We start from the raw sequence: 13,400 nt of genomic DNA on the forward strand, positions 1-13,400 counted from the left end.
GCGGGATACACTCGCCGAGGCCTAGGAGGAACATGTCGCGAAACGTTGCACTCGGTCAGCCGACCGTCGGGGAGGCGGAGCTGGCAGCAGTGTCGGCGGTGTTCGAGTCCGGGTGGCTCTCCGGAGCCGGCCCGGCCTGCCTCGCGTTCGAGCGGGAGTTCGCGCCGGTCGCCGGCGTGGAGCACGTGCTCGCGACGTCGAACTGCGGCTCGGCGCTCCACCTGGCGCTCCTCGCGCTCGGCGCCGGGCCCGGCGACGAGGTGATCGTCGGCGACTACACGTTCCCCGCCACCGGGCACTCCGTGATGTGGACCGGCGCGAAGCCCGTGTTCGCCGACGTGCGGCCGGACATCTGGTCGGCCGACCCCGCAGCGGTCGAGGCGGCGATCACGGAGCGCACCGTCGGCATCGTCGCCGTCGACGTGTTCGGCCAGCCCGCCGACTACGACGAGCTCCGCGCGATCGCCGACCGTCACGGCCTCTGGCTCGTCGAGGACGCCGCGTGCAGCTCGGGAGCGACCTACAAGGGCCGGCAGGCGGGCAGCCTGGCCGACGTCGCCGCGTTCAGCTTCCACGGTCGCAAGGGCATCACCGCCGGGGAGGGCGGTGCGCTGACCAGCGCCCGCGAGGACCTCGTGGCCCACGCCCGCAAGCTCCACACGTACGGGATCGCGCCGGCCATCACGCGCGAGGGCGCTGCCACGCTGCCCGTCCCGTCGTTCGACGAGCTCGGCTACAACTACCGGATGTCCGACCTGCAGGCGGCGATCATGCGGGTGCAGGTCGAGCGGCTGCCGGAGCTGCTCAAGGCCCGCACCCGCGCCGCCGAGGCGTACGCCGAGCTGCTCGGCGACGTCGAGGAGCTCACGTTGCCCGTCGCGCTCGAGGACCGCACGCACCCGTGGCAGTCCTACGTGATCACGCTCGACGGCGCACTCGACCGGGGCGCCGTCGGCGTCGCGCTGCGAGAGCGTGGCGTCGGGTGCAACTTCGGCACGTACGCCAGCCACGTGCAGCCGCTGTACGGCGAGACGACGGCGTGCCCGACGTCCGCCGACCTGTTCGCGCGGCACCTCGCGATCCCGATGCACGCGAACCTCACCGAGGACGACGTCGCCTACGTGGCCGGCGTCGTGCGCGACGTCGTCACGTCCCCCGAGTCCCGAGCCTGACCCCGTCCGACCCACCGAGCCCGACCCACCGACCCAGGAGCTGCCGCACCATGTCCACCCCTCGTACCGCGTTCGTGACCGGCGGCGCCGGCTTCATCGGCCTGCACGTCGTGCGGCAGCTGCTCGAGAAGGACTACAAGGTCCGGATCTTCGACAACATGTTCCGGGGCGACCGGGACGCCGTCGCCCGCCTCGCCGAGAGCGGCGACGTCGAGCTCATCGACCAGGACGTCCGGTACGGCGGGGCCGTGCACGCCGCGATGAAGGGTGCGACGCACGTCGTCCACCTCGCCGCCGTGTCGATCAACAAGAGCGAGGCCGACCCGTACGAGTCGATCGACATCAACACGGTCGGCGCGCACAACGTCATCGCGGCAGCCGCCGACCACGGCGTCGAGCGGTTCGTGCTCGCCTCGAGCGCGTCGGTGTACGGCGACCCGAAGAAGCTGCCGATGCACGAGGACGACGAGCTCTCCCCGCTCACCCCGTACTGCATCTCCAAGCGCACGGGCGAGGACCTGCTCGCCTACTACCAGCGGCGCGCCGGGCTGTCGTGGATCGCGCTGCGCTTCTTCAACGTCTACGGCCCTGGCCAGAAGACGACGGCGTACTACACGTCGGTCATCAACCACTTCGTCAACCGGATCAAGAACGGCGAGCCGCCCGTCATCGACGGCAAGGGCGAGCAGTCGATGGACTTCATCCACGTCCACGACATCGCGCGCGCCGTCGTCCTGGCGATGGAGAGCGAGCAGAGCAACGTCCCGGTCAACGTCGGCACGGGCATCGACACCACTGTCGCGGACCTGGCCCGCATCCTCATCGACGCCGTCGGCGCGGACGTCGAGCCGATCTTCAACCCGCGCGACGTCCTCGTCAGCCGGCGGGCGGCCGACACGACCCGCGCCAAGGAGGTCCTCGGGTTCGTGCCCGAGATCGCCGTCGAGGACGGGATGACGGAGCTCATCCGGCTGGGGGGCTGATGCCACCCGCCGAGCCGGGGAGGCTGCCGCCGAACCCGTACCACGAGATGGCCTGGATCGTCGGTGAGCCGGTCATCGGCGACGGCACGTGGATCGGCGCGTTCACGGTGATCGACGGCTCCGGCGGGCTGACGATCGGCGCCGGGTGCGACATCTCGGCCGGCGTGCAGATCTACACGCACTCGACGGCGCGGCGGTGCGTGTCCGGGCGGCGCTACCCCGACGTCGACAGGGCGCCCGTGACGATCGGCGACAGGGTGTTCCTCGGCGCGGGCGCCGTCGTCAACATGGGCGTGACGATCGGCGACGAGGCGGTGATCGGGGCGGGCGCCGTCGTCACGAAGGACGTGCCGGCCCGCACCGTCGTCGCCGGGGTGCCGGCGCGGCGGGTGGCCGACGTCGTGTTCGACGGCGACGGCCGGCCCACGTTCGACGCGTAGCTCCCGCGCGACGTGCTGACCTTCTCAACGCCATGCACCGAGCTCAACGTCGGGACGCGGCCAGGGCCCGGTCGACGATCCGGTGCGCCGGCAGGATCGAGTCCCGCTCCGCGTCGGCGTCGACCCGCCCGTCGACGAGCGCGAGGAACCGCTGGAACTGCGTCGCGAGCGGCTCCTGGCCGATGATCTCCGGCACCTCCATCTCCGTCGCCTGGCGGTAGCCGGCCCCGCTGCCCTGCGCCTCGATCGTCGTGTGCCGGTACGCCGTGACGCCGCGGCGCAGCAGGTCGACCTCGATCATCTTGTCGAGCTCGTGGATGACGAGGCTGCGGACCTTGCGCTGCCCGATGCGGCTCGCCGAGACCGAGGCGATGCCGCCGCCGTCGAACCGCAGCGACGTCTCGACGACGTCCTCAGCGCCGGACACCGAGTCCGGGTGGAAGTAGCCGACGTCCACCGAGACGGACGTGGGCTCCGCGTTGCCGAAGCAGCGCGTGACCAGGTCGACGTCGTGCACGAGCAGGTCCCACGCGACGCCCGTCTTGATGCGGGACACGTAGGGGGAGTGGCGCTCGGCCCGCACCTGGAGCGGCGCGTCGACCATCTCCAGCGCGACCATCACGGCCGGGTTGTACCGCTCGAGCAGGCCGCACATGAGCGGGACGCCCGCCGTGCGCGAACGCTCGAGGATCTCCTCGGTCTGCGCGAGCGAGGGGCACACCGGCTTCTCGACGAGCACGGGCAGGCCGGCGTCGAGCACGTCGCCCACGATCGCGTAGTGGTGCTCGGTGGACGCCGCGACGACGACGGCGTCCACGTCGCCCAGGCCGGTCAGGTCGGCGGCCCAGCGGGCGCCGTGGGCGTCGGCGACCGCGCGCCCCACCTCGGGGACGGGGTCGACGACGACGGCGAGCTCGGCGTCGTTCGACGTCGCGACCACGCGGGCGTGGTTGCGGCCCATCGACCCGGCGCCGACGAGGGCGATGCGGCGCGCGGCCATCAGGAGAGCACCGCCCGCAGCGCCGTCGCGACCGTGACGACGTCGTCGTCGCTGAGGTACGCGTGGACCGGGAGCGACAGGCACCGCCGGACCACGTCGTCGGCGACCGGGGTGTCGGAGACGACGACGTCCTCGCGGTCCCGGTAGCAGTCGTAGTCGAACACGGTGCGCGGGTAGTAGATGCCGCTGCCGACGCCGTGCTCGTCGCGCAGCGCGTCGATGATCTGCTCGCGCCGCTCGGCGTGCTCGGCCGGGAGCAGCACCGTGAACTGGTGCCAGACGTGCTCGCGGCCGGGCAGCTGCTGCGGCAGCACCAGTCCGTCGACGTCGCCGAGCAGCTCGGCGAGGCGGGCCGCGTTCGCGCGCCGGCGGTCCAGCTGCCCCGCGTACCCGCCGAGCTGGGGCAGGGCGACGGCGGCCTGCAGGTCGGTCATCCGGTAGTTGTGGCCGGCCATCTCGTACTCGTACCGGGCGCGCATGCCCTGGTTGCGCAGCACGCGCAGGCGGTCGGCCAGGTCGGCGTCGCCCGTCGTGATCATGCCGCCCTCGCCCGTGGTGAGGTTCTTCGTGGCGTAGAACGAGAAGCACCCGGTGCCGAAGGACCCGGCGCCGCGGCCCTCGAAGCGAGCCCCGTGCGCCTGGGCGGCGTCCTCGACGAGGGCGAGGCCGCGCTCGGCGGCGATCCCGCCGAGCGCCGTCATGTCCGCCGTCTGCCCGTAGAGGTGCACCGGCATGAGGACCTTCGTGCGCGGCGTGAGGTTCTCCCGCACGGAGTCGGCGGTGAGGTTGAAGTCCTCGACGGCGATGTCGCCGAACCGGGCCGTGGCACCGGCCTCGAGGATCGCGTTGAGGGTGGCGACGAACGTGAAGGGGCTAGTGATCACCTCGTCGCCGGGCTCGAGGTCGAGCACCTGGAGCGCGGCGACGAGCGCCGTCGTGCCGTTGTTCACCGCCACCGCGTGCTCCGCGCCGACGAGCTCGGCGAAGCGCGACTCGAGCTCGGCGACCTTCGGGCCCTGGGCGATGATGCCCGAGCGGATGACGTCGAGCACGAGGCTCTCGGTCTCGGCGCCGAGGCGCACGACGGAGATGGGGATCATCGGGCTGGAGCCTCCACGGCGGTCCGGGACACACGGGTGCGCTGCGGTGCACGCGCCCGCCTGGCCTGTGCGGTCGTGACCTGGCGCTCGCGTACACTCGGCGGCGTCAGAAGTCGTCGGTCATCCTATCGGCGCCAGCCGGTACATCGTGGCCGGCTCGCACGGTCCGACGCCTCGCCCATGGACCGTTCGGGGCGCGAATCCGCCGCGCCGCAACGGTCGTCCGGAGGATCGAGTGGATCCAGTCACGGATCGTTCACGCATTCACCCATCGGCGTTCATCGGACCCGGTGTCGAGCTCGGCGTCGATGTCGCCGTCGGGCCGTACGCCACGCTCCTCGGCCCCGCCCGCATCGGCGACGGCGCGTGGATCGGTCCCGGCGCGTCGATCGGCGCGCCGCCCGAGATCGCGTCGGCGCGGCACAACGCCGCATGGGCCGGGGACCTGGACCATGCTGGTGTGGAGATCGGGGCCGGCGCCGTCGTCCGGGAGCAGGTCGTCGTGCACTCGGGCTCGGTCCGGGCCACCGAGATCGGAGCCGGGGCGTTCCTCCTCGCGCGCGCGTACGTGGCGCACGACGTCCGGATCGGCGCCGGGGCGACGGTGTCGGCCGGCGTGAGCATCGGCGGGCACTGCGTCATCGGGTCGCGCGCGACGCTCGGCATGAACGCCGTCGTGCACCAGCACCGCGTCGTCGGACCGGGCGCCATGGTGGGCATGGGGACGACGCTGAGCCGCGACGTGCCGCCCTGGGCGAAGGTGTACGGCACGCCGCCGCGGCTCCACGGACTCAACGTCGTCGGCCTCGCTCGAGCCGGCCGGTCGGACGCGTCGGCGCAGTTCCTGGAGCGCCGCTACTCTGACCACGACTTCCTGCTCGAGGGCGAGCCTCCCGCCGAGGCGGCCGACCTGGCGCCCGACGTCGCGGAGTGGCGGGCAGCGGTGCCCCGCAGGCTCGTCACGCCCGGCACCGCACGAGCGGAGGTCACCGCGTGAGCCGGGACGTGTCGTCGGACGCCGTCGCCCAGCCGGAGGCGTCACCGCCCGAGAAGCCGGCGACGTCGACGCGCAGCAGGATCCTCAACGTCGTCCGGATCGTGCTCGTCGTCGCCGTGGTCGTCGTCGCCTTCGCGTACCTGCGCGCGAACTGGGCGGAGGTCCAGCCCCGGCTCGCCGAGATCTCCCCGTGGACGATCCTCATGTCGCTCGCCGCGGTGACGGCGGGGATCCTCTGCGGCACCATGAGCTGGCAGGTCCTGGTCGACGACCTCGGCAAGCCCATCGGGGTGGGCCGCGGGGCGCAGATCTTCCTGGTCGGGCAGCTCGGCAAGTACCTGCCCGGATCCGTGTGGGCGTACGTGCTCCAGCTCGAGCTCGGCCGCCGTGCCGGGCTCGCCCGCGCCCGGGTCTTCGCCGCCACGGTGTTCTCCCTCGCCGTCGCGATCGGGGCGTCGCTGGTCGCGAGCGCGCTCGCCGTCCCGGAGGTCGTGCGCGAGCAGCCCGACCTCAGCTGGATGCGGTGGCTCTACCTGCTGCTCCCCGTCGTTCTCGTCCTGCTGCACCCGAAGGTGCTGACGGCGGCCGCGCGCGTCGGCTTCAAGATCCTGCGCCGCCCGCGGCCCGACCACCCGGTGTCCTACCGCACGGTGATCACGTCGTTCGGCTGGGCGCTCGGCTCCTACGTCTGCTACGGCACCCACATGTGGAACCTGGCGCGTTCGTCGGGCGTCTCGCTCGGGTTCGACGACTGGCTGCTCTGCGTCGGGGTCATGGCCGCCGCCATGCTCGTGGGCGTCTTCGCGTTCCTGCTGCCGTCCGGCGCCGGGGTGCGGGAGCTCGTCATCGTGGCCGCGCTGTCGCCGGTCGTCGGCGTGGGTGCGGCGGCCGCGTACGCCGCCGTCTCGAGGCTGCTCTTCACGATCGCCGACCTGGGGAGCGCGGGCATCTCCGCGGGGATGGGCATCCTCGCCACCCGCCGGCTCGGGCACTACCACGGCGACCCCGGCATCGACTGAGGTCCCGTCCGGCGGCACCGGCCACCGCCGTCAGCTCGTCAGCTCGTCAGCAGGAGGAAACGCGTGCACGTCGTCGTGGTCGGGAGCGGGATCGTCGGCCTCGCCACCGCCCGGGAGCTGTCCCGGCGTGGGCACCGGGTGAGCGTCCTGGAGAAGGAGGACCGGCTCGCCGCCCACCAGACCGGCCGCAACTCCGGCGTCATCCACTCCGGGCTCTACTACGCGCCCGGCAGCGCCAAGGCGCGGATGAGCGTCGCGGGCGTGGCGTCGATGACGGCGTTCGCGCGCGAGCACGGCATCCGGCACGAGATCTGCGGCAAGCTCGTCGTGGCCACCGAGCGGGCCGAGGTGCCGCGGCTGCACGCGCTCGCGGAGCGGGCCGAGGCCAACGGCGTCCCCGCCCACCTGGTCTCGGCCGACGAGGCGCGCACCTACGAGCCCGAGGTCGCCGCCGTCGAGGCGCTGCGGGTCTCGTCCACCGGCATCATCGACTACGTGGCCGTGTGCCAGGCTCTCGCGGCCGAGCTCACGGCCAGCGGCGGGGAGGTGCTGCTCTCGACGGCGTTCGTGGCCGCCCGCTCCACCGACCGGGGCGTCGTCGTCCGGACGTCGGACGGCGTCATCCGGGCTGATCGCCTCGTGAACTGCGCCGGGCTGCACTCCGACCGCGTCGCCCTCGCGAGCGGGGTCGAGCCCGAGGCGAGGATCGTGCCGTTCCGCGGCGAGTACTTCCAGCTCGCCGCCGGTCGCGAGCACCTGGTGCGCGGCCTGATCTACCCGGTGCCGGACCCCTCGCTGCCGTTCCTCGGCGTCCACCTCACGCGGATGGTGGACGGCTCGGTGCACGCCGGACCGAACGCCGTCCTCGCGTTCCGGCGCGAGGGCTACCGGTGGCGGGACGTCGACCTGCGCGAGCTCGGCTGGACGCTCGCGTGGCCGGGCACGTGGCGCCTCGGTGCGAAGCAGGTCGGCACCGGATGGGGCGAGCTCGTGCGATCGGCGTCGAAGGGAGTGTTCGCACGCAGCCTCGCGCGGCTCGTCCCGGCGATCCGGGCGGACGACATCGTGCCCGCCGAGGCAGGCGTCCGCGCGCAGGCGCTGCGGCGGGACGGACGCATGGTGGACGACTTCCTGGTGCAGCGCGGCGAGCACCAGGTCCACGTGCTCAACGCCCCCTCCCCGGCGGCCACCTGCTCCCTCGAGATCGGCCGCCACGTCGCCGACCTCCTGGTCTAGGCGATACGCGAACCGCCGAGGCGGGCCCTGGACACCCCCGAGGGCAGTGGACATGATCGACCGGTCCGCCCTGCCGCGGTGGACTCGTCGTCGGTTAGGGGATCCACCATGCGACGCCTGTTCGCCGCGTTGTCCGGGGCTGTCGTCGTCGCGACGCTCGCCATCGCCGTTCCTGCGGAGGCGGCACCACCGGCGGACCGCCCCTCCAGCGACACGGCGGCGGACCTGACCCGCACCCGCGCAGGCGCTCGGCGGGTCGTCGTCGTCGGACGACGCCGCGGCCCCGGTCGGCGGGGTCGACGTCGACGTCGAGGTGGCGATCGTGGCCGTCACCTGGGAGTCGCTGGACGAGGCCGGTGTCGAGTACCGGGAGCGCGTGGACGGCGCCTGGAGCGACTGGGCCGAGGTCCACGTCGAGCCGGACCAGGAACGGGGGACGTCGGGCACGGAGCCGATCGTCGTCGTCGGGGCCGACCGGGTGGAGGCGCGCGTGAGCGCCGCGGTGCCGGGCGTGCAGGTGCACGTCATCGATCCGGGGACGTCGGGGACGGCCGACGCCGCGGCGCAGTCGACGTCGGTCGCCGACGCGACGTCGCTCGTCACCCCGATGACCGCCGCCACGCCGACGGCGGCCGCCACCCCGCCGATCCGGTCGCGGGCGGCCTGGGGAGCCGACGAGTCGATCCGCACCTGGGTGCCGGAGACCGGGCGCGTGCAGGGCGCCGACGTGCACCACACCGCCGGCACGAACTTCTACACGGCGGCCCAGGTGCCGGCGATCATCCGGGGCATCTACCACTACCACGCGATCACCCGGGACTGGGGCGACATCGGGTACAACGTGCTCGTCGACGCCTACGGGCGCGCGTGGGAGGGACGGTACGGCGGGCTCTACCGGGCGACGATCGGCGCCCACGCCGCCGGGTGGAACGGCGAGATGTTCGGCATCTCGTTCATGGGGAACCACGAGACGGCGCCGGTGACGAACGCGGCGTTCGACATCGCCGCGCGCGTGCTCGCGTGGAAGGCCGACATGCACGGCTTCGTGATGAACACGCGCGCCACGATCAACGGGGTGGCCACGAACCGCACCATCGGGCACCGGGACGTCGCCCAGACGTCCTGCCCGGGCAGGTACCTCTACGCGCGGCTGGGGGAGCTCGCGAACCGTGCGGCCAGCTATCAGGGCGCGGCCAGGAACCGCGACGCGGACCGTGACCTCACCGGCGACGGGCGGGACGACGTCGTCCTGCGCGGGACGAACGGTGCCGTGTCCGTCCTCCCGTCCCGCGCACCCGGGTACCAGAGCCCGACGTCGCTGGGGACGCCGTCGGCGGCGGAGCGGCCGCTCGGGCCGGTCGACTGGACGGGCGACGGTCGCGTCGACCTGCTCACGGTCGACGGGGCCGGGAACATGCGGCTGCGCGCGGGGACGACCTCCGGGGGGTTCGGCTCGTCGCGGGTCATCAACACCGGGTGGCAGGCGAACGACCTGGTGACGACGTCCGCGGACTGGAACCGGGACGGCCGCGCCGACATCCTCGCCCGCCGGAAGGCGACCGGTGACCTCTGGCTGTATCCCGGGAACGGGCGCGGCGGGTTCGGCACGCCGCGCATCGTCGGTCACGGCGGTTGGGGCGCCATGAGCTCGCTCACGGTGACCGCCCGTCCGGGCGGGACGCCCACGCTCCTCGTCGTGCAGCGCAGCAACGGGAACCTCTACCGCTACTCGGCGACCTCGACCGGCGCCGTCACCGGCCGCACCCAGGTGGGCTCCGGCGGATGGACGACGATGCGGCACGTCATCTCCGTGGGGAACTGGAACGGGCAGCACGGCGCCACCGACGTCCTGGCGATCGACAGCGCCGGCAGCCTGTGGTTCTACCCCTCCCGGACCAACGGGTCGTTCTACCCCCGCCAGCTCGTCAACTCGGGCTGGACGTTCAACGCGGTCGTGGCCTCGCAGGGCTCGGACACGGCGCTCGTCACGCAGTCGTCGAGCCGCGAGCTGCGTCGCTACCCGTACCAGAACCGGACGGCGTTCGGCTCACCGGTCTCGTTGGGCTTCACCGTGCCGTCGACGACGCGGGTGTTCGGTGGCGGCGACTGGGACCGCGACGGCCGCGCCGACGTCATGCGCATCGACGCGCAGGGACGCCTCTATCTCCACCGCGGGACGGGCGGCTCACGCGTGGACACCGCCGGGCGGCTCATCGGATCGGGCGGGTGGCAGGGCATGACCAGCGTGGTCGCGGCGGGCGACTTCCGCGGCGACGGCGGGGCGAGCCTCGTGGCGCTGGAACGGAGCACCGGTTACCTGTGGCTGTACCCGGGCGACGGTGACGGTGGGTTCCGCACGCGCCTTCTCATCGGGACGGGATTCCAGTACGTCGACGCGATCATCGGCGTCGGCAACTTCTCCGGCGGACGGGCGCCTGACCTCCTCGTCCGGAACGCGTCGAGCGGCCAGCTGCAGCTCCTGGTCGGCCGAGGGCCTGGCCGCGTCCTCAACCCCGTCACGATCTCCACGGGCTGGGGGTCCGGCCGGGACATGGTGGGAGTGGGTGACGCGGACGGGGACGGCCGGGACGACGTCGTCGGCGTTCAGGGGAACGGCGCCGTCCATCTGCACTCCGGTGCCGGGACCGGCGGGTTCCCTCTCTACGTCCCGGTCGCGACGCTGCCGGCGGGCACTCGCGCCGGCTGACGCCGGGCCCGCCTACTGGCCGGTGGCGGCGTACCGCGCCTCGGTGGCGGCCTTCTGCGGCCGCCACCAGTCCTCGTGCTCGCGGTACCAGGCGATCGTGTCGGCCAGTCCGGCCCGGAAGTCGCCGAAGCGCGGGGACCAGCCGAGCTCGGTGCGCAGCTTGTGCGCGTCGATGGCGTACCGGAGGTCGTGCCCGGCACGGTCCGTGACGAGGTCGTAGGCGGTGGGGTCGCTGCCCATCTCGGTGAGGACCAGCTCGACGACGCGGCGGTTGTCGAGCTCGCCGTCGGCGCCGATGAGGTACGTCTCGCCGAGCCGCCCGCCGTCGATGATCGCCCACACGGCGTCGTTGTGGTCGCGCACGTGGATCCAGTCGCGCACGTTCCGTCCCTCGCCGTACAGGCGGGGCCGCACGCCGTCGATGACGTTCGTGATCTGACGCGGGATGAACTTCTCCACGTGCTGGTACGGCCCGTAGTTGTTGGAGCAGTTCGAGATCGTCGCGCGCACCCCGAACGAGCGCACCCAGGCGCGCACGAGCAGGTCGCTCGAGGCCTTCGTCGAGGAGTAGGGGCTCGACGGGTTGTACGGCGTCGCCTCCGTGAACCGCTCGACGTCGTCCAGCTCGAGGTCGCCGTACACCTCGTCCGTGGAGACGTGGTGGTAGCGCACGTCGTGCCGGCGGACCGCCTCGAGCAGCGTGTACGTGCCGACGACGTTCGTGCGGACGAACGGCCACGGGTCCGCGAGCGAGTTGTCGTTGTGCGACTCCGCGGCGAAGTGGACGACGACGTCGCTGGCAGCCACGAGCGGCTCCACGACCTCGGCGTCGGCGACGTCGCCGCGCACCACCCGGACACGCTCGCCGAGGTCGTCCAGGGACGCCGCGTTCCCGGCGTAGGTGAACGCGTCGAGGACGGTGACGTCGGCGTCGGGGCGGTCCTCGAGCGTGCTGCGCACGAAGTTCGTGCCGATGAACCCGGCTCCGCCGGTGACGAGTACGTGCACGGTGCGACCTCCTTCGGCGACCACCCTAGGGCTAGTCGAGCAGCCGGAGGAGGTAGCTCCCGTAGCCGGACTTCACGAGCGCCTCCGCGCGTTCGCGGAGACCGTCGTCGGACAGGAAGCCGCGCCGCCAGGCCACCTCCTCGGGGCAGCCGATCTTGAGGCCCTGCCGGTGCTCGACGGTCCGCACGAACGCCGTGGCGTCCGCCAGCGAGTCGAACGTGCCGGTGTCGAGCCAGGCGGTCCCGCGGGGGAGGACCTCGACCCCGAGCCGCCCCTGGGTGAGGTACGTGCGGTTGACGTCGGTGATCTCGTACTCGCCGCGTGCCGACGGCGTCAGGTCGCGGGCGATCTCCAGGACGTCGTTGTCGTAGAAGTACAGGCCGGGGACGGCGTAGTCGCTTCTCGGGTTCCGGGGCTTCTCCTCGAGCGAGACCGCCCGGTGAGCGGCGTCGAACTCGACGACGCCGTACGCCGTCGGATCGGCCACCTGGTACGCGAAGATCGTCGCGCCGTCGACGTCGGTGAAGCGCTGCAGCTGGGTGCCGAGCCCGGGACCGTAGAAGATGTTGTCGCCGAGCACGAGCGCGACGGAGTCGGTTCCCACGAAGTCGGCACCGATGACGAACGCCTGGGCCAGCCCGTTCGGTTCCGGCTGCGTCGCGTACGACACGTCGATCCCGAACGCGCTCCCGTCGCCCAGGAGGCGGTGGAACTGCTCGGCGTCGTGCGGCGTCGTGATGACGAGCACGTCGCGGATCCCGGCGAGCATGAGGGTCGACAGCGGGTAGTAGACCATCGGCTTGTCGTAGACGGGCACGAGCTGCTTGCTCACCCCGATGGTGATCGGGTGCAGCCGGGTGCCGGTCCCCCCGGCGAGGATGATGCCGCGCATGGGGGCCAGTGTGGCGCACACCACGTGCGCCTGCGCACCGCATCGGCACGCCCCCGCGGGCTCCTACGATGGCGGCGTGCCTACCACCACCCACGTGCGTCCGTGGTCCGACGCGGACGGCAACGTCATCGAGGCCGACGAGGTCCCGTCGGGCACCAAGATCACCTTCAAGGGTCGGAACAACCGGCTCGTCGTCGCGCCGTCCGCCCGTCTGGGGCGTCTCGAGGTGGTCTTCGACTGCGACAACGGCGTCGTGGAGGTCGGGCCCAGCAGCGGAGTTCCCGCCTTGATGGCCACGATGCGCGTCGGCCAGGACGCGCGTGTCGTGATCGGCGCCAACGTCTCCACCACGGGTACGGTCGCGATCTCGGCCGTCGAGGGTGTCGAGGTCCGGATCGGGGACGACGTCATGATGGCCGAGCAGGTCCAGATCCGCGCCGATGACGGGCACCCGATCTTCGACGTGCGCACGGGACGTCGGGTGAACCCGGCCCGGTCGATCTCGATCGGCGCGCACGTGTGGCTGGGCTTTCGCTCGAGCATGCTGGGCGGAGCGACGATCGGCGACGGATCCGTGATCGGCCTGGGCGCCGTCGTCAAGGGCCGGATCCCCAACAACTGCATCGCCGCGGGTGTGCCGGCACGGGTCGTGCGGCGCGACGTCGCGTGGGAACGACCGCACCTCTCCCTGGTCAAGCCGTACTACAAGCCCGACGCCTCGACGGTCACCACGTCCGCCTACTGGGCCCCGACGGCTCAACCAGACCGTCCGTCGGCCCGCCGGCGGGTACGCGCGTGGGGAGGGCGAGTCCTGCGGCGGCTGGGCCTGCGGCGCTGACGGCGCAC

General features: G+C 72.6%; 11 protein-coding genes and 1 pseudogene. 8 read left to right on the forward strand and 4 right to left on the reverse strand.

The genetic code is table 11. The features are described from left to right. Window positions 1-32 precede the first annotated feature (32 nt). From BCAV_RS05950 to BCAV_RS05960, 3 genes are read left to right on the forward strand one after another with little or no spacing between them, the layout of a single operon-like run. The gene (locus tag BCAV_RS05950) at window positions 33-1,172 is read left to right on the forward strand and encodes a DegT/DnrJ/EryC1/StrS family aminotransferase (RefSeq protein WP_015881680.1); all 1,140 of its coding nucleotides are present in this window, start codon (window positions 33-35) and stop codon (window positions 1,170-1,172) included. Between the two features lie 50 nt (window positions 1,173-1,222). Next, the gene (locus BCAV_RS05955) at window positions 1,223-2,155 is read left to right on the forward strand and encodes an NAD-dependent epimerase/dehydratase family protein (protein ID WP_015881681.1); all 933 of its coding nucleotides are present in this window, start codon (window positions 1,223-1,225) and stop codon (window positions 2,153-2,155) included. Further along, window positions 2,155-2,595: an acyltransferase gene (locus BCAV_RS05960; RefSeq protein ID WP_015881682.1), complete on the forward strand. Its 441-nt coding sequence runs from the start codon at window positions 2,155-2,157 to the stop codon at window positions 2,593-2,595. The genes BCAV_RS05955 and BCAV_RS05960 overlap by 1 nt, the downstream gene beginning before the upstream one ends. Before the next feature lie 43 nt (window positions 2,596-2,638). Here the strand turns inward: BCAV_RS05960 and BCAV_RS05965 are convergent, their stop codons facing one another. Then, on the reverse strand, window positions 2,639-3,595 hold the full coding sequence (locus BCAV_RS05965) for a Gfo/Idh/MocA family protein (RefSeq protein WP_015881683.1): 957 nt from the start codon (window positions 3,593-3,595) through the stop codon (window positions 2,639-2,641). Beyond that, on the reverse strand, window positions 3,595-4,695 hold the full coding sequence (locus BCAV_RS05970) for a DegT/DnrJ/EryC1/StrS family aminotransferase (protein ID WP_015881684.1): 1,101 nt from the start codon (window positions 4,693-4,695) through the stop codon (window positions 3,595-3,597). Before BCAV_RS05970 ends, BCAV_RS05965 begins: the two co-directional genes overlap by 1 nt. Before the next feature lie 235 nt (window positions 4,696-4,930). Between BCAV_RS05970 and BCAV_RS05975 the strand changes: the two genes are divergently transcribed. The 4 genes and pseudogenes from BCAV_RS05975 (at window position 4,931) to BCAV_RS05990 (ending at window position 10,654) form a co-directional block, all read left to right on the forward strand. Then, window positions 4,931-5,692 (forward strand): acyl-ACP--UDP-N-acetylglucosamine O-acyltransferase family protein, encoded by a 762-nt coding sequence (locus tag BCAV_RS05975; RefSeq protein ID WP_015881685.1) that lies wholly within the window; start codon window positions 4,931-4,933, stop codon window positions 5,690-5,692. Beyond that, window positions 5,689-6,711 carry a lysylphosphatidylglycerol synthase transmembrane domain-containing protein gene (locus tag BCAV_RS05980; protein ID WP_015881686.1) on the forward strand — a complete coding sequence of 341 codons (1,023 nt, stop codon included), beginning with the start codon at window positions 5,689-5,691 and terminating at the stop codon, window positions 6,709-6,711. The genes BCAV_RS05975 and BCAV_RS05980 overlap by 4 nt, the downstream gene beginning before the upstream one ends. 33 nt (window positions 6,712-6,744) lie before the next feature. Further along, window positions 6,745-7,947: pseudogene (gene lhgO / locus BCAV_RS05985) on the forward strand (L-2-hydroxyglutarate oxidase); the annotation flags it as partial. Between the two features lie 322 nt (window positions 7,948-8,269). Beyond that, entirely contained in the window at window positions 8,270-10,654 is a 2,385-nt protein-coding gene (locus BCAV_RS05990) for an FG-GAP-like repeat-containing protein (protein WP_015881688.1), read from the forward strand. Between the two features lie 12 nt (window positions 10,655-10,666). Here BCAV_RS05990 and rfbB read toward each other — a convergent pair whose 3' ends face one another. Together rfbB and rfbA are read right to left on the reverse strand one after the other, a co-directional pair. Further along, on the reverse strand, window positions 10,667-11,662 hold the full coding sequence (rfbB, locus tag BCAV_RS05995) for a dTDP-glucose 4,6-dehydratase (protein WP_015881689.1): 996 nt from the start codon (window positions 11,660-11,662) through the stop codon (window positions 10,667-10,669). Between the two features lie 31 nt (window positions 11,663-11,693). Continuing rightward, entirely contained in the window at window positions 11,694-12,554 is an 861-nt protein-coding gene (rfbA, locus tag BCAV_RS06000) for a glucose-1-phosphate thymidylyltransferase RfbA (protein ID WP_043346683.1), read from the reverse strand. 76 nt (window positions 12,555-12,630) lie between these two features. Between rfbA and BCAV_RS06005 the strand changes: the two genes are divergently transcribed. Next, window positions 12,631-13,392 carry an acyltransferase gene (locus tag BCAV_RS06005; RefSeq protein WP_245528960.1) on the forward strand — a complete coding sequence of 254 codons (762 nt, stop codon included), beginning with the start codon at window positions 12,631-12,633 and terminating at the stop codon, window positions 13,390-13,392. The last annotated feature ends 8 nt before the right edge of the window (window positions 13,393-13,400 follow it).

This window comes from Beutenbergia cavernae DSM 12333 (assembly GCF_000023105.1).
Classification (GTDB): Bacteria; Actinomycetota; Actinomycetes; order Actinomycetales; family Beutenbergiaceae; genus Beutenbergia; species Beutenbergia cavernae.